This is a genomic window from Streptomyces sp. NPDC006512 (assembly GCF_040611935.1).
In the GTDB taxonomy this organism is placed as follows: Bacteria; Actinomycetota; Actinomycetes; order Streptomycetales; family Streptomycetaceae; genus Streptomyces.
Genome location: NZ_JBEXPG010000005.1, coordinates 113,585 through 131,062 on the forward strand (window position 1 = coordinate 113,585; position 17,478 = coordinate 131,062).

General features: G+C 72.2%; 17 protein-coding genes and 1 tRNA gene. 9 read left to right on the forward strand and 9 right to left on the reverse strand.

From position 1 onward, the window contains the following. The first annotated feature begins 129 nt into the window (after positions 1–129). Complete coding sequence (locus tag ABZZ17_RS05370; protein WP_356872217.1) at positions 130–900, forward strand: DUF6227 family protein; 771 nt, start codon at positions 130–132, stop codon at positions 898–900. A 25-nt stretch (positions 901–925) separates the two neighbouring features. Here ABZZ17_RS05370 and pfkB read toward each other — a convergent pair whose 3' ends face one another. From pfkB to ABZZ17_RS05385, 3 genes are all read right to left on the reverse strand, one after another. Further along, positions 926–1,861 (reverse strand): 1-phosphofructokinase, encoded by a 936-nt coding sequence (gene pfkB, locus ABZZ17_RS05375; protein WP_356872219.1) that lies wholly within the window; start codon positions 1,859–1,861, stop codon positions 926–928. Continuing rightward, positions 1,858–2,619 (reverse strand): DeoR/GlpR family DNA-binding transcription regulator, encoded by a 762-nt coding sequence (locus tag ABZZ17_RS05380; RefSeq protein WP_356872221.1) that lies wholly within the window; start codon positions 2,617–2,619, stop codon positions 1,858–1,860. The genes pfkB and ABZZ17_RS05380 overlap by 4 nt, the downstream gene beginning before the upstream one ends. Before the next feature lie 136 nt (positions 2,620–2,755). Then, the gene (locus tag ABZZ17_RS05385) at positions 2,756–4,387 is read right to left on the reverse strand and encodes an MFS transporter (RefSeq protein ID WP_356872223.1); all 1,632 of its coding nucleotides are present in this window, start codon (positions 4,385–4,387) and stop codon (positions 2,756–2,758) included. Between the two features lie 62 nt (positions 4,388–4,449). Between ABZZ17_RS05385 and ABZZ17_RS05390 the strand changes: the two genes are divergently transcribed. Continuing rightward, positions 4,450–5,394, forward strand: coding sequence for a transcriptional regulator (locus tag ABZZ17_RS05390; RefSeq protein WP_356872225.1), 945 nt, complete (start codon positions 4,450–4,452; stop codon positions 5,392–5,394). Between the two features lie 124 nt (positions 5,395–5,518). On the opposite strand, the gene ABZZ17_RS05395 is transcribed toward ABZZ17_RS05390, so the two are convergent. After that, positions 5,519–6,496, reverse strand: a complete 978-nt coding sequence (locus ABZZ17_RS05395; RefSeq protein WP_356872227.1) for a sigma-70 family RNA polymerase sigma factor — start codon at positions 6,494–6,496, stop codon at positions 5,519–5,521. A gap of 218 nt (positions 6,497–6,714) precedes the next feature. On the opposite strand from ABZZ17_RS05395, the gene ABZZ17_RS05400 reads away from it, so the two are divergent. Beyond that, positions 6,715–7,251 (forward strand): N-acetyltransferase family protein, encoded by a 537-nt coding sequence (locus tag ABZZ17_RS05400; RefSeq protein ID WP_356872229.1) that lies wholly within the window; start codon positions 6,715–6,717, stop codon positions 7,249–7,251. A 108-nt stretch (positions 7,252–7,359) separates the two neighbouring features. Continuing rightward, on the forward strand, positions 7,360–7,986 hold the full coding sequence (locus tag ABZZ17_RS05405) for a Uma2 family endonuclease (RefSeq protein ID WP_356872231.1): 627 nt from the start codon (positions 7,360–7,362) through the stop codon (positions 7,984–7,986). On the opposite strand, the gene ABZZ17_RS05410 is transcribed toward ABZZ17_RS05405, so the two are convergent. The 3 genes from ABZZ17_RS05410 to ABZZ17_RS05420 form a co-directional block, all read right to left on the reverse strand. Then, on the reverse strand, positions 7,983–8,771 hold the full coding sequence (locus ABZZ17_RS05410; protein WP_356872233.1) for a class III extradiol ring-cleavage dioxygenase: 789 nt from the start codon (positions 8,769–8,771) through the stop codon (positions 7,983–7,985). The two genes, ABZZ17_RS05405 and ABZZ17_RS05410, sit on opposite strands and share 4 nt — an antisense overlap. 144 nt (positions 8,772–8,915) lie before the next feature. Beyond that, on the reverse strand, positions 8,916–10,454 hold the full coding sequence (locus ABZZ17_RS05415) for an MFS transporter (protein WP_356872235.1): 1,539 nt from the start codon (positions 10,452–10,454) through the stop codon (positions 8,916–8,918). A gap of 61 nt (positions 10,455–10,515) precedes the next feature. After that, positions 10,516–11,328: a TetR/AcrR family transcriptional regulator gene (locus ABZZ17_RS05420; RefSeq protein ID WP_356872237.1), complete on the reverse strand. Its 813-nt coding sequence runs from the start codon at positions 11,326–11,328 to the stop codon at positions 10,516–10,518. Positions 11,329–11,609: 281 nt separating this feature from the next. Between ABZZ17_RS05420 and ABZZ17_RS05425 the strand changes: the two genes are divergently transcribed. From ABZZ17_RS05425 to ABZZ17_RS05440, 4 genes are all read left to right on the forward strand, one after another. After that, positions 11,610–12,887, forward strand: a complete 1,278-nt coding sequence (locus ABZZ17_RS05425) for a M6 family metalloprotease domain-containing protein (RefSeq protein WP_356872239.1) — start codon at positions 11,610–11,612, stop codon at positions 12,885–12,887. Positions 12,888–13,096: 209 nt separating this feature from the next. Further along, positions 13,097–13,579: a RidA family protein gene (locus ABZZ17_RS05430; RefSeq protein ID WP_356872458.1), complete on the forward strand. Its 483-nt coding sequence runs from the start codon at positions 13,097–13,099 to the stop codon at positions 13,577–13,579. 121 nt (positions 13,580–13,700) lie between these two features. Continuing rightward, on the forward strand, positions 13,701–14,846 hold the full coding sequence (locus tag ABZZ17_RS05435; protein WP_356872241.1) for an endonuclease/exonuclease/phosphatase family protein: 1,146 nt from the start codon (positions 13,701–13,703) through the stop codon (positions 14,844–14,846). A gap of 152 nt (positions 14,847–14,998) precedes the next feature. Continuing rightward, positions 14,999–15,071 (forward strand) — tRNA-Arg (locus ABZZ17_RS05440). 96 nt (positions 15,072–15,167) lie between these two features. On the opposite strand, the gene ABZZ17_RS05445 is transcribed toward ABZZ17_RS05440, so the two are convergent. Both ABZZ17_RS05445 and ABZZ17_RS05450 read right to left on the reverse strand, forming a co-directional pair. Then, a complete protein-coding gene (locus tag ABZZ17_RS05445) occupies positions 15,168–16,367 on the reverse strand; it encodes a site-specific integrase (RefSeq protein ID WP_356872243.1) in 1,200 nt (399 codons plus the stop codon). Beyond that, entirely contained in the window at positions 16,348–16,896 is a 549-nt protein-coding gene (locus tag ABZZ17_RS05450) for a helix-turn-helix transcriptional regulator (protein WP_356872245.1), read from the reverse strand. The genes ABZZ17_RS05445 and ABZZ17_RS05450 overlap by 20 nt, the downstream gene beginning before the upstream one ends. Positions 16,897–17,024: 128 nt before the next feature. Between ABZZ17_RS05450 and ABZZ17_RS05455 the strand changes: the two genes are divergently transcribed. After that, the gene (locus tag ABZZ17_RS05455) at positions 17,025–17,258 is read left to right on the forward strand and encodes a DNA-binding protein (RefSeq protein ID WP_356872247.1); all 234 of its coding nucleotides are present in this window, start codon (positions 17,025–17,027) and stop codon (positions 17,256–17,258) included. Positions 17,259–17,478 lie beyond the last annotated feature (220 nt).

Sequence of the window (17,478 nt, forward strand, 5' to 3'; positions counted from 1 at the left end):
GACCTGAAGGTGTGGCGGGAACCCCTGATACTTCCCGGACGTTTTACCGAACCCCGGACGTGATGTCAGAACCAGGGGCTACGTTGAGCGTCTGCGAAGTGACAACCTGCGACGGCCTGGAGACCCACCTTGAGCGATCCGTACGAGACAACCGAGGCGCACCTCGATCGACTCCTCGGCCGCGCACTCAACTCCTTCGACCTGCCGGACCAGCTGGTCGAGCGCCTGAACACGGCGCTCGCCCACAGCTCTTCGCTGTACACCACGCACCACAGTCCGGCGGCGGGGCTGTGGCGGGAGACCCACCGGCACACGTACCTGCTGGCCGACGGCGGTGCGGAGTCCCTGTGGGAACTGGCCTACCGGCTGAAGGGTGACCGCGCCACCCGCTGCGAGGTCTTCGCGAGCAAGGGCGAGCTGGTCCTGGCGGTGGCCGGGCTGTTCGGCGAGGGGCCGCAGGACGCGGTGCCGGATCCGTTCCCGGCCGGCCACGAGGGGCAGCGGGAGGACGACCTCGCGGTGCTGAGCGCCCTGTTCGCCACGCCGGCCCCGGAGGAGCGGCACCGCGAGTACACCGTGGAGGAGTCCGCCGACCACGCCCGCCGGGTGCTGCGCCGCGCGGAGAACTCCGACCGTCCCGGGGACGGGGTGGGGGCGCGGCTGCGCGAGGCGTACGCCCACCGGATCACCCAGGCCTTCGGGGGCCGGCAGTGCCTCGCCGACGGGCGGGACGCGGGCTTCAGCCTGTACGAGCACGCGTTCGTCCTGCTGGACGGCAGCGAGGTCAGTCTGTGGGAGGTCGAGCACACGGCCACGCCGGACGGCCGCCACATGTGCGAGGTCTACGAGAGCGAGGCCGCCGCCCGTGGTGCGATGGAGGTCCGCGCGCGGGTGCGGTGACCCCTCCCCGGGTCAGGGGGCGGGGTCAGGCCAGCGGGAGGTCCAGGGGCGGGTCCGCGGTCACGCGGACCGCTCCGGGGCGCAGGTCCCCGGGGGTGGGCATGGCGCTGCCCGGCAGCTGGACGGCCGCGGCTCCGTGGGCCAGGGCCGAGGCGAGGGCGGCCGGGCCGGTGCCTCCGGCGATGAGGAATCCGGCGAGGGAGGCGTCGCCGGCCCCGACGTCGCTGCGGACGGCGGTGACGGGCGCGGTGCCGTGGAAGGTGCCCTCCGCGCAGACGAGGAGCTGTCCGTCGGCACCGAGGGAGGCCAGGACGGCTCCGGCGCCGAGCGTGCGGAGCTCCTCGGCGGCCTTGACGGCGTCGCCGAGGGTGGGCAGGGGGCGGCCGACGGCTTCGGCCAGTTCCGCCGCGTTGGGCTTGATCACGTCCGGGCGGGCCGGCAGGGCCGCGAGGAGCGCGGGGCCTGAGGTGTCCAGGGCGACCCGGGCGCCGCCCTCGTGGGCCCGGGCGACGAGTTCGGCGTACCAGCCGGGGCCGGGGCCGCCGGGGAGGCTGCCGCAGCAGGCGATCCACTCCGCCTGGCCGGCGCAGGTGCGGACGGTGTCCAGGAGCAGGGCCGCTTCGTCCGGGAGCAGCTCGGGGCCCGGCGCGTTGATCTTCGTGAGGGTGCCGTCCGGTTCGGCGACCGAGATGTTCGAGCGGGTCTGGCCGGCGATCGAGACGGCGGTGACGTCGACGCCCTGGGCGCCGAGCAGTTCGGCGAGGAGTATGCCCGGGGAGCCGCCCAGCGGGAGGACCGCCGTCGTGCGGACGCCCGCCGCGGCGACGGCGCGCGAGACGTTGACGCCCTTGCCGCCGGGGTCGACCCGGTCACCGGTGGCGCGCAGGACCGTACCGCGTTCCAGCGAGGGGACCTCGTACGTCCGGTCGAGGGAGGGGTTGGGGGTGACGGTGACGATCATACGAGCACGACTTCCGTACCGGCGGCTTCGACGGCCGCCTTGTGAGCCGGGTCGAGCCCGGTGTCGGTGATGAGGAGGTCCACGTCCGCGAAGGTCCCGAAGCGGGCGAAGTGTTCCTGCCCGGCCTTCGCGGAGTCGGCGAGCAGCACCACCCGGCGGGCTGCGGCGATCGCGGCGCGTTTGACGGCGGCCTCGGCCAGGTCGGGCGTGGTCAGGCCGGTACCGGCGCTGAAGCCGTTCGTCGCGAGGAAGAGGACGTCGGCGCGGATCTCGGCGTAGGCGCGCAGTGCCCAGGCGTCGACGGCGGCCCGGGTGCGGTGGCGGACGCGGCCTCCGACGAGGTGCAGGTCGATGCCGGTGTGGTCGGCGAGGCGAGCGGCGACGGGCAGCGCGTGGGTGACGACGGTGAGCGCCGTGTCGAGGGGGATCCGGGCGGCGAGGCGGGCGACGGTGCTGCCGGCGTCGAGGATGACGCCCGCGCCGTCGGGGATCCGGGTGAGGGCGGCGGCCGCGATGCGGTCCTTCTCGTCGGCGGCGGTGGCTTCGCGTTCGGTGAGGTCGGGCTCGAAGTCGAGGCGGCCGGCGGGGATGGCTCCGCCGTGCACCCGCCGGACGAGGCCGGCCCGGTCGAGGGCCGTCAGGTCGCGGCGTACGGTTTCGGCGGTGACCTGGAAGCGGTCGGCGAGGGAGAGCACGTCGACGCGTCCGGCCTCGCGGGCGAGGCGCAGGATCTCCTGCTGGCGTTCGGGTGCGTACATGTGGTTTTCGGTCCGTTCCGTGCCCGACTCTGTGGATTCCCCTCCACCGTACGTCCCCGGAACGGGATGAGCAAAGCAAAACGGACATGCCCGCAGTTAGGGGGCATGTCCGTTCAGGCGTGGGGCAGCGGCAGACCTAGGCGGCCGGAACCTTCTCGGGTGCCGGGGCGGATCCCTCGGCCGCCTCCGGGACGGCGCCTTCGCGCTCGCCCATCGGGACCTGCTTGCGCGGCAGCATGAACATCACCGCGAAGATCACGACGAGGACGGCGACGACCCACCAGAGCGCGCTGCGGAAGGCCTCGACGTACGGGGGTCCGTAGATCGCGTCGTTGTCCATGACCCCGAAGAAGACGACGGAGGTCAGGCCGAGGCCGAGGGCGTTGCCCATCTGGCCGGTGGTGTTGATCAGGCCGGAGGCGGACCCGGCGTGCTCGCGCGGGACCTGCGACAGGACGGTGTCGGTCAGCGGGGCGACGATGAGGCCCATGCCGGCGCCCATGACGATCAGCGGGGCAGCCATCTGCCAGGAGGCGATCCCCATGCCGTAGTGCTCGGACTCCCAGATGTAGAGGAGCAGGCCCGCGGCCATGGTCAGCGCGCCGGCCTGGAGCACCTTGCGGCCGAAGCGCGGGACGAGCTTCTGGACGGACATGCCCGCGGCGGCCGAGACGGCGATGGAGAACGGGATGCCGGTGGTGCCGGCCCGCAGGGCGCTCCAGCCGAGGCCCATCTGCATGTACAGGGTCCAGACGAGGAAGAAGATGCCCGTCGCTATGCCGAAGGTCAGCTGGACGGCTATGCCGCCCGCGAAGCTCTTGACCTTGAAGAGGGAGAGCTCGACGAGCGGCGAGCCGTCCTTCTTGATCTTGTACTTCTCGTAGGCGATGAAGGCGGCGAAGACGAAGGGCACCGCACCCATGCACAGGAAGCCCCACAGCGGCCAGTCGTTCTCCCGGCCGTGGGTAAGCGGGAAGATCAGCATGACGAGGCCGGCGGTGGCGAGGACGACGCCGACCAGGTCGAGTCGCAGCGCCTGGGGGGCCTTGGACTCGGTGATGAACTTGCGGCCCAGGAGCACGCCGGCGATGCCGACGGGCAGGTTGATCAGGAAGATCGGGCGCCATTCGAGGCCGAAGAGGTTCCACTGGGTGAGCAGCGCGCCGAGCATCGGGCCCGAGACGGCGCCGAGGCCGACGATCGCGCCGAACATGCCGAAGACCTTGCCGCGCTCGTGCGGCGGGAAGGTGACGTGGATGATCGCCAGTACCTGCGGGACCATCAGGGCCGCCATCGCGCCCTGGAGGATGCGGGAGGCGACGAGCATGGACGGGTTCGCGGCGATGCCGCAGAGCAGCGAGGCGGCGGTGAAGCCCGCGATGCCGATGAGGAAGAGGCGCTTGCGGCCGTAGATGTCACCGAGACGGCCTCCGGTGATCAGGCCGGCGGCGAAGGCGAGGGCGTAACCGGCGGTGATCCACTGGATCGCGCTGGTGGAGGCGCCGAAGCCGTCGCGCATGCTGGGTATCGCGATGTTGACGATCGTGACGTCGACCAGGTCCATGAAGGCCGCGGTCATCACGATGGCGAGGGCCAGCCAGCGGCGGCGGTCGCCGGGCGAGCCCGCCCCCTCCGCGGGGGCGGCCTGGGAGGATCCGGCGCCCGGTGCGGCGCCCTTGTCCGGTGCGGGTGCGGCGGGTGCGTTCCGCTCTTCTCGTACGGGCCCGTTCTCTCTTTCGGGCGATGTCTGGGACGTCTCGGTGCTCATGGAGAGAAACCTAGACGGGATGTAGGTCAGATGGTGTCCTATTTCGGTGGCAGCCTTGAGCCATGAACGACACCCCGGCGCGGCTGCTCACCCTGCTGTCCCTGCTCCAGACCCCGCGCGAGTGGCCCGGGAGCGAGCTCGCCGAGCGGCTGCACGTCAGCGCGCGGACCATCCGGCGGGACATCGACCGGCTGCGCGACCTCGGCTACCCGGTCGAGGCCTCCCTCGGATCGGAGGGCGGGTACCGGCTGGTGGCGGGGGCGGCGATGCCGCCGCTGCTGCTGGACGACGAGGAGGCGGTGGCGATCGCGGTGGGGCTGCGGGCGGGGGCCGGGCACGCGATCGAGGGGGTCGAGGAGGCCTCCGTACGGGCCCTGGCGAAGCTGGAGCAGGTGCTCCCGTCGCGGCTGCGGCACCGGGTGGGCGCGCTCCAGTCGGCCACGGTCGCGGTGACCCGGGGCGACGGGGCGAGCGTGGATCCGCGGACGCTGACGACGATGGCGGCGGCCATCGCCGGGCCGGAGCGGGTGCGGTTCGCGTACCGGGCGCGGGACGGGGCGGACACCCGGCGGCAGGTGGAGCCGTACCGGCTGGTGAGCACGGGGAGCCGCTGGTACCTGGTCGCCTACGACCTGGAGCGGGAGGACTGGCGGACCTTCCGGATGGACCGGGTCAGCGAGCCCTTCGCCACCGGGGCCCGGTTCGCGCCGCGTGAGCTGCCGATGGAGGCGGCGGAGTTCGTCCGGCGTGGGCTGCGCGGCGGGGAGGGGTACCGGGTCGACGTGTCCTTCGCGGCGGCTCCGGAGGACCTCCCGGGCTGGCTGCGCGAGGCGGCCGAGGCGGAGGCGGGCGGCGCCCGGGTGCGCTTCGAGACGGCGGACACCCCGGAGTGGCTGGCGGCGCGGCTGGCGCTGGCGGGGCTCCCGTTCACGGTGCGGGAGCCGGAGTTCCTCGCCGGGGCGGCGCGGACGCTGGCGGCCCGGCTGTCGGGGGCGGCACGGGTGTAGCGGAGCCGGCGCGGGTGGGGCGGAGCCGGCGCGCGGGGCGACCCGGTCGACCCGGCGTGAGGGAGCCCCGGCACCTGGGGGGGTAGGTACCGGGGCTCGTCAGGGGGGCTGTGACGCGGGCCGGTCAGGCCACGGCGTCGAAGCCGGTGTCGCGGGCCATGCGCTTCAGTTCGAGCAGCGCGTGCTTCTCGATCTGGCGGATCCGCTCGCGGGTCAAGCCGTGCTGCTTGCCGACCTCCGTCAGCGTCCGCTCGCGGCCGTCCTCGATGCCGTACCGCATCTTGATGATGGACGCGGTGCGCTGGTCCAGCTTGCCGAGGAGGTCCTCCAGCTCCTCGCTGCGCAGCAGCGAGAGCACGGACTGCTCGGGGGAGATCGCGGAGGTGTCCTCCAGCAGGTCGCCGAACTGGGTGTCGCCCTCGTCGTCCACCGACATGTTCAGGCTGACCGGGTCCCGCGCCCAGTCCAGGACGTCGCCGACGCGCTTCTCCGTGGTGTCCAGCTCGGCGGCGATCTCCGCGTGCTCCGGGTCGCGGCCGTTCTCGCGGTTGAACTCGCGCTGCACCCGGCGGATCCGGCCGAGCTCCTCGACCAGGTGGACGGGGAGGCGGATGGTGCGGGACTGGTCGGCGATGGAGCGGGTGATGGCCTGGCGGATCCACCACGTGGCGTACGTGGAGAACTTGAAGCCCTTGGCGTAGTCGAACTTCTCCACGGCGCGGACCAGGCCGGCGTTGCCCTCCTGGATCAGGTCGAGGAGGGGCAGGCCGCTGCGCGGGTAGCGGCGGGCGACGGCCACGACCAGGCGGAGGTTGGAGCGGATGAACACTTCCTTGGCGCGCTCGCCCTCGGCGGCCAGGGCCTCCAGCTCCTCGCGCGCGGGGGCCTCCCCTTCGCGCTCTATCGCCTCGTCGAGGATCTGCCGGGCGTACACGCCCGCCTCGATGATCTGCGAGAGCTCCACTTCCCTGGCGGCGTCGAGCAGCGGGGTGCGCGCGATCTCGTCCAGGTACATGCCGACCAGGTCACGGTCGGCGATCTCCCCGCCCACGGAGCGGGCGCTGCTCGTGGACTGACGACGGGCGACGGCGCGGGTTGCCATGCGTGCTCCCTTGCGATGCGATGAGTCGGTCGCGGTGCGGCTGGTGGACGGCCCGGGGCCGCTGGTGGTGCGGCGGTCCGTCCTTCGGACACTCTCCCGAGTGCCCGCTTCCGATGGAAACAACGACTGGAATCGGGACAGAATTCCCACGGTGCTCCCTCTTTTTCGAGATCTTGCAGTATCCTGCCCCGCCATCACCCGAACACTCAGGGGGCGCGATGCCGCGAGAAATCGAAGGGGTGCAGGTCAGGCCCGGAACCGAGGCGGATCTTGCGGGCCTCACGGAGCTGTACAACCACTACGTCCGTGAGACCGCCGTCACATTCGACACGGTCCCCTTCAGCCCGGAACAGCGCCGGCCGTGGCTGCACTCCCACCCTGAAGACGGCCCCCACCGGCTTCTGGTTGCCTGGACTGGCGAGCGAATGGCCGGATACGCGACAAGCAGCGCTTTCCGCCCCAAACCGGCGTACGCGAGTTCGGTGGAGGTCAGCGTCTACCTCGCCCCGCACGCGGTGGGCCGGGGCATCGGCACCCTGCTCTACGACGCCCTCTTCGCGGCGCTCGCCGACGAGCCCGTGCACCGGGCGTTCGCGGGCATCGCCCTGCCGAACGAGGCCTCGGTGCGCCTGCACGAGCGGTACGGCTTCCGCCGCGTCGGGGAGTTCACCGAAGCGGGCTGGAAGTTCGGCCGCTACTGGGACGTCCGCTGGTACGAGAAGCCCCTGAAGCCGCCCCGCCACCCGCCCGAGTGAGCCGGGGTCGCACTCCTGCGGCCCATCCCCGGCCCCACCCAAGGTCGGGGGCGTCGCTTGTGCCGCCCGGCCGGCGGCGCCCACACTTGAGGAGGAGGTGCTGCACCCATGACCGCTCTCGCCCGCGAGACCGCCACACCCCCTTCAGATCTGGACGAGGCCCTGTGGCTCGCATGGCGAGCCGCAGTCGAGAAACTCCCCGAGGGCTTCCACGCCGAGATCATCGAGGGGAACATCGAAGTGTCATCCACCGGGCGCTTCTCGCACGGCGAGACCGCCAACGTCCTGCGTGACGCCCTCGTGGTGTTCCTGGCCGGCAGCGGCTACGCCGCGCGACAGGACATGAACGTCGTCCACGGGCGCAAGGTCTCGATCCCCGACCTGTTCATCGCACCGAAGGACGCCCGGGAACACGTCACCGAGGACGGCATCGGCATCATGGCCTCCGGCGTGGAGCTGGTCGTCGAAGTGGTCTCCCCCGGTCACGACAGCGTCTCCCGCGACCGGATCCGCAAGCGGCGGGCCTACGCCCGCGCCGGCATCCCGGTCTACCTCCTGATCGACGACCACGACGACCGCGGCACCGTCACGGTACTGAGCTCACCCGATCCCGAGAAGGCCGTCTACGACGACGAGGTCCGGGCGGCCTACGGGACCGCGGTCACCATCCCCACGGGACCCGCCAAGGGGTTCACGGTCGACGAATCGATCACCGGGGCGCCCCGCGGCGGCTAGCCGAACTGGAGGGAGCGCTTCGAGAGGCCCATCCAGAAGCCGTCGACCGGGGTGCGCTGGGCGGCGAGGTCGGCTTCGGCCGCGCCGAGGGTGACGAACAGCGGGGCGAAGTGCTCGGTCCGGGGATGGGCCAGGCGGCCCGCCGGGGACTTGGTCTCGAAGTCGAGCAGGGCGTCGACGTCGGCGGCGGCGAGGGCCTCGCGGCCCCACGCGTCGAACTCCGCCGACCAGCCGGGGACGCCGGGGCCGGTGTGCCGCAGCGCGGCCAGGTTGTGGGTGAAGAAGCCGCTGCCGACGATGAGCACGCCCTCGTCGCGCAGCGGGGCGAGCCGGCGGCCGATGTTCATGAGGCGGGCGGGGTCGAGCGTCGGCAGGGAGATCTGCAGGACCGGTATGTCGGCCTCGGGGTACATCTCGACCAGGGGGACGTAGGCGCCGTGGTCGAGACCGCGGTCGGGGATGTCCTGGACGGGGGTGCCGGGGGCCCGCAGCAGGGAGCGGACCGAGGCGGCGAGTTCCGGCGCGCCGGGGGCCCCGTAGCGCACCGCGTAGTAGTGCTCGGGGAAGCCCCAGAAGTCGTAGACGAGCGGGACGGGCTCGGTGGCGCCCAGGGCCAGGGGGGCCTCCTCCCAGTGGGCGGAGACCATCAGGATCGCGCGCGGCCGGGGCAGCTCCGCCGACCAGGCGGCGAGCTCGGCGGGCCAGAGCGGATCGTCGGCCAGCGGCGGGGCGCCGTGGCTCAGGTACAGCGCCGGCATGCGGGCGGGAGTGGGCGCGGTGGTCATCGGGCGCTCCTCGGTCGTCGGGAGTTCGGTACGGGGCCTGCCGGGCCGCCGTACGGAGCCGGGCCGCCGGACAAAAGACTAACCCCGCTTCGTTCAAATTTGAACGAAGCGGGGTGATCAGTCATTCCCGCACCGGGAGCCGCGTCAGTGGGCGATCACCGGGACCTTGAACTCGGCGTCCTCGGAGCCGGAGCCGGAGGCCACCGGCGCGCCCGAACCGGGACGGCCCGTGTTGATCAGGGTGAGCGCGATGGTCGCGCTGATCACGAGGATGCCGACGGCCCACCAGATCGCGGACGAGTAGCCCTCGACCATGGCCCGCGCCTGCACCAGCTGCGCCGCCGGTCCGCCCGCCGCGGCCTCGGCCGCGTGGTCGGTCAGGTACGCGGTCGTCGCCGAGGCGGCGATCGTGTTCAGCAGGGCGGTACCGATGGCTCCGCCGACCTGCTGCGAGGTGTTGACCATGGCCGAGGCCACGCCGGCGTCGGCCGGGTCGACCCCGTGGGTGGCCAGGGACATGGCCGGCATGAAGGCCGTGCCCATGCCGAGGCCCAGCAGCAGCTGCGCCGGCAGGATCAGCGCCGGGTAGGAGGAGCCGACCTCCAGCTGGGTCAGCAGCAGCATGCCCGTCGCGGCGATCAGGAAGCCCGGGCCCATGAGCAGGCGCGGCGGCACGCGGGTCATCAGACGGGCGCCGATCTGGGTGGATCCCGTGATCATGCCCACGATCATCGGCAGGAAGGCGAAGCCGGTCTTGACGGGCGAGAAGCCCTTCACGACCTGGAGGTAGTAGGTGAGGAAGAGGAACAGGCCGAACATCGCGATGACGGCCAGACCGAGCGAGAGGTAGACGCCGCCGCGGTTGCGCTCCAGCAGGACGCGCAGGGGCAGCAGGGGGGACTTCACCTTGGACTCGACGTACACGAAGGCCAGCAGCAGCGCCGCGGAGGCGATGAACAGGCCGATGGTGACCCCGTCCGACCAGCCCTCGGACTCGGCGCGGGTGAAGCCGTACACGAGCGAGACGAGACCCAGGGTCGAGAGGACCACGCCCGGGACGTCGAGCTTCGCGGCGTTGCGGGAGCCGGCCGGCTCGCGGATGACCATCCAGGCGCCGACGGCGGCGACGATCGCGAAGGGGATGTTCACGTAGAACGTCCAGCGCCAGTTCAGGTACTCGGTGAGGAAGCCGCCGAGGATCAGGCCGACGGCGCCGCCGCCGCCCGCGATCGCGCCGTAGATGCCGAAGGCCTTGGCCCGCTCCTTGGCGTCGGTGAAGCTGACGGCCAGCAGCGAGAGCGCGGCCGGTGCGAGCAGCGCGCCGAACGCACCCTGGAGGGCGCGGGCCCCGAGCATCATCGCCTCGCCGGTGGCGGCGCCGCCGAGCGCGGAGGCCAGGGCGAAGCCCGCGAGACCGATGACGAAGGCGTTCTTACGGCCCCACTTGTCGGCGATGCGGCCGCCGAAGAGGAGCAGTCCGCCGAAGGCCAGCGCGTACGCGGTGATGACCCACTGGCGGTTCCCGTCCGAGATGCCGAGGTCGGTCTGGGCGGACGGCAGCGCGATGTTCACGATGGTCGCGTCGAGGACGACCATCAGCTGCGCCAGGGCGATGAAGACGAGCACCTTCCACCGATTGGGATCGGCGGCGACCGGCGGCGCGGTCACGGCGGTTTTTGACATGGGGGTACCTACTTCACTGTGCGGGGTGACTGAAAAGACTACTTAATGAGGGTTTTGTACGTCATGTGGTTTTCCGTCTGAGGTCCTGCAAGGTGGCCGCGGCGCCGGGCAGTTCGGAGCGGGCCGGAGCCCGCAGGCCGTCGAGGAAGAGCTGGAGGTGACGGTGCGCGTACCGGTCCGCGTCCGGGCAGCCCGTACCGGGGAGGGGTCGGCTGAGCTGGGACAGGGCGACCATCAGATCGCCGGCGCCGATGTCGGTGCGCACCAGTCCGCCGTCCTGCCCGGCGGCCACGAGGGCCTCGACGGCCTCCGCCAACACGTCGCGGGACGCGAGGAGTTCGGGATGGTCGTGGTCGAAGCCGCCGGCGAGCATCGGGCACAGGGCGCCGATCCGCTCGTCGGCCGCCGCGTGGGCGAAGCGGCAGAGCGCGGCGAAGGCGTCGGGGAGCTCGGCCCGCGCTTCCTCGGCGAGGACCTCGTCGGCGAGGGCGGCGACCCGGCCCGTCACGTAGAGCACCACGTGGTGGACGAGGGCGGCGCGGTCGGGGAAGTGCCGGTAGAGGGTGGCGTTGCCGACGCCGGCCCGGCGGGCGATCTCGTCGAGCGGGGCCTCCGAGCCGTGCTCCACCAGCATCTCGCGCGCCGCCACCAGGATCCGCTCCCGGTTGCGCACGGCGTCCGCGCGCGGCTTCGGAAGCCGGGTGGGGCCCGCGGCCCGCTCCGGCGCCGGGACCGTGAGGTCCACGGCCGCCGCCGTGAGGTCCACGGTCTGCGCCGTGAGGTCCACGGTCTGCGCCGCGAGGTCCACGGCCTGCTCCGCGAGGTCCACGGCCGCCGCCGGAGCGGCGGTGCGCGTGCGGGTCGGGCTCTTCATTCCGGGGGCCTTCCTGGGGCGAGTACGGCGGCGGCGGGTACCGCGGTGGCTGCGGCCGGATGAAACGGGGAAACGGTCCCCGCTTCGTGCGACGTACGTGCAAACGGGGATCCAGTCCCCGGTTATTTCACTCGTCCGTGTGAGCTGGGTCACAAGCCGGTTCGGGGGCCCGGTCCCGTTTGGACGCTCCCGGCGCGCGGGCGCGCCGCAGCCGTCGGAGGGTGGGCGGACAGAGCGCAGACCGGACCCGGCCGGCTGCCGCGGACCCGAAGGCGATCTCCATGCCGCAGACCCGCCACCGGATACGCAGACCCTGCCGCACCAGCGCGTTCATCGGCCTGACCGCGCTGGCCCTCGGCGTGACGGCGACCGCGAGCACGGGCATATCCGGCCGCGGGCACTCGGCGGCCGGTCCGGTGGCCACCACCGCGGAGTCGGTGCTGGCGCCCTGCCGGATCACCGGGACCATGGGCGTGCAGATGTCCGAGGGCCTGCCGACGCCGCCCGGGTACTCGCGCTCGACCGGTGAGGTGCGCGCACTGAACCTGATGATCGACTTCCCGGACGCCAAGGGCGAGGGCACGGCGATGGACCGGCTGTCGGAGTTCTTCCCCCAGACCTCCGACTGGTTCCGGATCAGCTCCTACGGCCGGCTCACCTACCGGGCCGAGGCGCCGATAAGGGACTGGCTGCGGATGCCGATGCCGTTCGCCGCGTACGGGATCGGGCGCGGGTCCCCGTACGAGCCCGGCTACCGGCAGCTCGTCGAGCACATCGCGAAGGCCGCCGACAGCGACGTCGACTTCGGCAAGTACGACCTGGTCAACGTCCTGGTCACGCCGAACGCCGGACCGTCCGCCCTCGACACCGTCCTGTCGGTGACCTTCTCGGGCAACGGCGAGGCACCGGTGGCCGACGGCGTACCGCTCGCGAACACGTCCTTCGTCTACAGCCGGCAGGACGACGGTTCGGGCTCCTACCGGGAGACCGGCTACCGGGTGCTCCCCCACGAGAACGGGCACGTCTTCGGACTGCCCGACCTGTACACCGCCGACGGCGGCGGCACGGTCGGGCACTGGGACATCATGAGCGAGGACTGGGGCGCCAACAACGACCTCCTCGGCTGGCACAAGTGGAAGCTGGGGTGGCTGGACGGGGAGCAGATCAGCTGCGCCTCCAAATCGGGGGTCAGCGACCACGTCCTGTCGCCGCTGGCCGTGGAGGGCGGCACGAAGCTGGCCTTCGTCCCGCTGTCGGAGAGCTCCGGGTACGCGGTGGAGGTGCGGACGCGGGCCGGGAACGACGAGGCCGTCTGCAAGCCGGGCGTGCTCATCTACAAGGTGGACTCGGACGTCGACACCGGGCGCGGCCCCGTCACGGTGCGGGACAGCGCGGTGGAGAGCGGCGGCTGCACCCGGCGGCCGAACGTGCACGCCGAGCTGTCGGACGCGCCGTACGTGCCGGGCGAGACCTTCACCGACGACAAGTCCGGCATCAGCGTCTCGGTGGTGGGCGAACTGCGCAACGGCAGCTACCAGGTACGGATCACCCGGCCCTGACGGGCGGGCGGCTCCGGGCCGGCGGCCCCCGGGACGGGGCCGCCCGGCCCGGCGGGTCCGGCCCTCCGGCCCCCCGCGCCGGGGCGCGTGATGACCACCCGCGCATTCCCCTTCACCCGGGTGGAGGAGGCCTTTCGGCGGCTTTCGGCGCGGGAGCCGGGCATGGTCGAACCCATCGTCCGCTTCCCCCGAAGGAGCCCGTCGTGACCGTGACCCCCACGACCCCCGAAGAGCGCCTGGCCGCGGCCGGGCTGACGCTGCCGCCCGCCCCCGCCCCGGTCGCCGTGTACGTGCCGGCCGTGCTGAACGGCCACTACGTGTACACCTCCGGCCAGCTGCCGATGGTGGACGGCGCCCTGCCGCTGACCGGCAAGGTGGGGGCCGGTGTGACCCCGGAGCAGGGCAAGGACCTGGCCCGGCAGTGCGCGCTGAACGCGCTCGCCGCCGTGGCGTCGGTCGCCGGGGACCTGTCCGCGGTCAAGCGGGTGGTGAAGGTCGTGGGCTTCGTCGCGAGCGACCCGTCGTTCACGGGCCAGCCGGGCGTGGTCAACGGCGCGAGCGAGCTGCTCGGCACCGCGTTCGGCGACGCCGGCATCCACGCCCGGAGCGCGGTCGGGGTGACCGTGCTGCCGCTCGACGCGCCGGTCGAGGTGGAGCTGGTCGTGGAACTGCACACCCCGATGGGGGTGTGAGCCCGTGACGGCCCGCCAGGAGGCGTCGTAGGCACGGCCGTCCGGCGGCGTCGCGGCGCGATCCCCTCCGCCGCGCCGCCGGGGGGCGAACCCCGGGCCGGTCCCGGGCGTCCTCGAAGGCATGACCGCGATACCCCGCCAGGACCCTCCCGGCGCGCCCGACGCTCCCGGCGTTCCCGGCGCTCCCGGCCCGGGCCGCCCTCCCGGCGCGCCCGGCGCGCCCGGCGCGCCCGACCCGGGCCGCCCTTCCGGCGCTCCCGACCCGGCCGCACGACGTGCGGGCACCGACGCGGCGGCCGCCGTGACGGCCGGTCCCGGGCGGCCCGGGGGCGGGGCGGTCTCCTCCGCCCGGGGCCGGATCCTGGCCGGGCTCTGCCTCCTCACCGCCCTGGTGATGCTGCTGAACCCCTGGATCCCCAACGGCCGCGCGACCGGCAACCTCGGCAGCCTCGTCCAGACCTTCCTCCCCTGGACCGGCCTGCTGGTCCTGCCCCTGCTGGCCGGCGCGCTGGCGCGCCGCTCGCGGACCGCCCTGGCCGCCGTCCTGCTGCCCGCGCTCACCTGGACCGGGCTGCACGGCACGACCCTGCTGACCGACCGGGGCGCGGGCGGCCCCGCCGACCTGACCGTGGTCACCCACAACGTGGACGACGCGAACCCCGACCCGGCCGGCGCCGCCCGGGCCGTCGCCGCGTCCGGCGCGCAGCTGATCGCCCTGGAGGAACTGACCCCGCCCGCGACGGACGCCTACGAACGCACCCTGGCCGCGACGCACCCGTACCACGTGGTGCGGGGCACGGTGGGGCTCTGGAGCACCTACCCCCTGCGCGACGCCGAGGCCGTCCCGATCATGCCGTGGACCCGCGCCCTGCGCGCCACCGCCGACACCCCGAAGGGGCCCGTCAGCGTCTACGTCGCCCACCTGGCCTCGGTCCGGCTCCGCCCCGCCGGCTTCACCACCGAACGCCGCAACGAGGCCGCCCGGAACCTCGATGCCGCCCTGCGCGCCGACCCCGCCCAGCGCATCCTGCTGGTCGGCGACTTCAACGGCACCACCGCGGACCGCGCCCTGGCCCCGCTGATGTCCCGCTTCCGCTCCGCCCAGGAGGCGGCGGGCGCCGGCCCGGGCTTCAGCTGGCCGGCCCGCTTCCCGGTGGCCCGCATCGACCAGATCCTGGTCCGCGGCCTCACCCCGGTCTCCGCCCACACCCTCCCCCCGACCGCGAGCGACCACCTCCCGGTCGCGGCCTCGCTGCGGTTCCCGTAGCCCCGCCCGGCCCGAATGGGGCCGCTGCCAAGGAGGTTGCCCACCACCGCCCGAACACCCCGGCCGAACACTCCGGCCACCACCCCTGCCGCCCCCACCCCGAATCGGGGCGACCACCCGCATCCTGATCCGCTAGGCTGTCAGCGGTCTCCGCCTTCGTAGCTCAGGGGATAGAGCACCGCTCTCCTAAAGCGGGTGTCGCAGGTTCGAATCCTGCCGGGGGCACAGTGAGGTCCGTGCAGGTCACGGCCCTGATCGCGAACCTGCCCCCCGGATCCCATCCGGGGGGCAGTACGCATTCTGTACATGATCCACAGCCCGCTACGCCGCCACGATTGGCGCTCCCAGCCTGAGAAGAGCGGCGGCGCGGCCCAGGTCCAAGGCGTCTGCGACCTCATCCAGACGGTCCGGGAACAGGTGCCCGTATACGTCCAGCGTCATGGCTGCCGACTTGTGGCCCAGCATCGTCTGCACCACCTTCACGTCTGCGCCGGCTGCGATGGCCAGCGAAGCGGCCGTGTGCCTCAGCTTGTGCGGAGTCAGGTTCAGGTCGTCCAGGCCGGCCGCCTTCACTGCCTTGTCCCAGTCCCGGCGCCGGAAGTTCGGGTAACGCATGGGGCCACCCTCCGGTGCCGTGAACAGTAGGGCGTCCCTGGGGCGGCCGACGACCAGCGGCCTCAGCTCTTCGGCGAACGAGCGAGGAACGGGTACCGACCTCTTCTCGTGGTTCTTCACCGGGCCCAGCTCCAGATGTCCGTCAATGTCGGAGTACGCCTGCAGGATGCGGATCCGGCGGTCGCTGAGCTGCGTTCGCCCCACCTTGATGGCGATGGCTTCCCCCCACCGGATGCCGGTGTACCCGAGCGTCCGGACGAACGTCGCGTAGCGGCCGGCCTGTGCTGCGAGCGCCTCTAGCTGGTCATGGGTGAGGTAGACGTGGTCATCCTGGTCGTCGCTACGGGGCAGGTCATGCTCGTGGCAGGGGCTGGCTGAGATTCGGTGCGTCTTGACCGCGTGCTTCATGACACTGCTGAGCACGTAGTACGTCTTCTTGATGCGATCCGGCCCCAAGGTGGAACCCCGCTTCCCAGGGGTGGTGCACAGCTCGGTCACCCATTGGTCGACGTCCGCCCACTGGATTGCCGCGGTCTGCCAGTCGCCCCACTTCGGAACCACGTAGAGGTCCAGCAGCTCCCGATAGTCGTCGCGGGTTCGACGGCCCTGTTTCCGCAAGGAGCCGTGCCACTCCTCGGCGACCACCCTCATCGCAGCCTTGCCCGACTTCGGATCACGGTACGAGCCCTTGTCGAGCTTGGCCGTCAGGGCGTGGACCTCAGCTTCGGCCTGCGGCAGCTTCTGGAAGGTCCTCGCCTTCCCCTTCCCGTCCGGCCCGTACCAACGGACACGCCACCTACCCGGCGGCTGACGCTTGGAACCGGCCCGCTTCGCCGCCTGCCACCCCTCAATGGCCAGCTGGTAGTCCGCGTGGGTCTCCCGGTCCTCAATCCACACTCGGGCCATCGGGCCTTCCCCTCTTGCGTGTACCAACCGCCGACGACATAAAACGGTCGTCCCCCTCGGTCGTCAGCAGTCCCACAGGGCGGGAGTTCAGCAGGAAGTCCATGACCAAGCGGTGGGCCTCCTCTTCGCCGAGGTCCGGGTCGAGGGTCAGGGGGTCCACGCACCAGGCCCAGCGCCAAGCGCTGATCACGTCGACCTCACCGGCGCCCGTCACCTCCGTCCGGGCGTGCTGAGGAATGCCGTTCTCGTCCTTGCCGCCGCGAGCATTCGCCGGCAGCAGCAGCGTCGTGGGCGAGACTCCGAGCGCAACGGCAAGCGCTGTGAGCTCGTCCACCGTGATCTGACGCTCGCCCTTCTCCATGCGGGTAATCCCGGAGGCGGGAATGGGTCGGCCGTTTCGCTCCAGGAGTCCAGACAGCTGGCGCGTCGTGAACCCCCGCAGCTTCCGCAGTCGGGCCAGGTTGTCGGCGACGGTCTTACCCGTCGGGCCGGTCTCGATTGCTCGTCGTCCACGCTGCTGCTCGCTCATGCCCAACAGCGTATGCACCAGGGGAGGGCTTGAATCACAGCGACCATGCGCTACTCTCAGCTTCATAGGTGCAGCATGACATCAGTTGATGCATGTAAGCAACAAGGCAAGCTCCGAAAGGACCGCCAGTGAAGACCGACATCGCATCGCAGCGGGATGAGCTCCTGACTCCGAAGCAGGTGTGTGAGCAGTACCCGATCTTCGGAAGCACACAGTCGCTGGCCGAACGGCGCTGGCGGCAGGCCGGCCCCGCGTACCTCAAGACCTCGGAGGGACGCGCTGGCCGCGTCTTCTACCGCCGGTCGGCCATCGAGAAGTGGCTGGACGAGCGCACTGTGCAGAACGGGGGCGCCGCCGCATGATCCGAGACGCAAAGAAGGGCCTGCTCGCAACAGGCCCTTCTCAGGAAGTCTCCGCGGCTGGCGGGTCGACTGCAGCCACCGTAGCCCAGGGAGACCCCCCGCGTGTAGCGGGTCGACTGGACACGTACAGGTCCCGGTCGAGGAAGTGGCACCGGCAGGTCAAGGTCGAGCGGTGCCCCGGGTGCGGTCACCCGCACCTGCACCGCGCGCCTCTCCCGCT

What these genes read in the sequence shown, in the direction of transcription:
- pfkB (WP_356872219.1), bottom strand. Translation starts at nt 1,861, where the DNA reads ATGATCGTCACCGTCACCCCCAACCCCTCCCTCGACCGGACGTACGAG.
- ABZZ17_RS05380 (WP_356872221.1), bottom strand. Translation starts at nt 2,619, where the DNA reads ATGTACGCACCCGAACGCCAGCAGGAGATCCTGCGCCTCGCCCGCGAG.
- ABZZ17_RS05385 (WP_356872223.1), bottom strand. Translation starts at nt 4,387, where the DNA reads ATGAGCACCGAGACGTCCCAGACATCGCCCGAAAGAGAGAACGGGCCC.
- ABZZ17_RS05390 (WP_356872225.1), top strand. Translation starts at nt 4,450, where the DNA reads ATGAACGACACCCCGGCGCGGCTGCTCACCCTGCTGTCCCTGCTCCAG.
- ABZZ17_RS05395 (WP_356872227.1), bottom strand. Translation starts at nt 6,496, where the DNA reads ATGGCAACCCGCGCCGTCGCCCGTCGTCAGTCCACGAGCAGCGCCCGC.
- ABZZ17_RS05400 (WP_356872229.1), top strand. Translation starts at nt 6,715, where the DNA reads ATGCCGCGAGAAATCGAAGGGGTGCAGGTCAGGCCCGGAACCGAGGCG.
- ABZZ17_RS05405 (WP_356872231.1), top strand. Translation starts at nt 7,360, where the DNA reads ATGACCGCTCTCGCCCGCGAGACCGCCACACCCCCTTCAGATCTGGAC.
- ABZZ17_RS05410 (WP_356872233.1), bottom strand. Translation starts at nt 8,771, where the DNA reads ATGACCACCGCGCCCACTCCCGCCCGCATGCCGGCGCTGTACCTGAGC.
- ABZZ17_RS05415 (WP_356872235.1), bottom strand. Translation starts at nt 10,454, where the DNA reads ATGTCAAAAACCGCCGTGACCGCGCCGCCGGTCGCCGCCGATCCCAAT.
- ABZZ17_RS05420 (WP_356872237.1), bottom strand. Translation starts at nt 11,328, where the DNA reads ATGAAGAGCCCGACCCGCACGCGCACCGCCGCTCCGGCGGCGGCCGTG.
- ABZZ17_RS05425 (WP_356872239.1), top strand. Translation starts at nt 11,610, where the DNA reads ATGCCGCAGACCCGCCACCGGATACGCAGACCCTGCCGCACCAGCGCG.
- ABZZ17_RS05435 (WP_356872241.1), top strand. Translation starts at nt 13,701, where the DNA reads ATGACCGCGATACCCCGCCAGGACCCTCCCGGCGCGCCCGACGCTCCC.
- ABZZ17_RS05445 (WP_356872243.1), bottom strand. Translation starts at nt 16,367, where the DNA reads ATGGCCCGAGTGTGGATTGAGGACCGGGAGACCCACGCGGACTACCAG.
- ABZZ17_RS05450 (WP_356872245.1), bottom strand. Translation starts at nt 16,896, where the DNA reads ATGAGCGAGCAGCAGCGTGGACGACGAGCAATCGAGACCGGCCCGACG.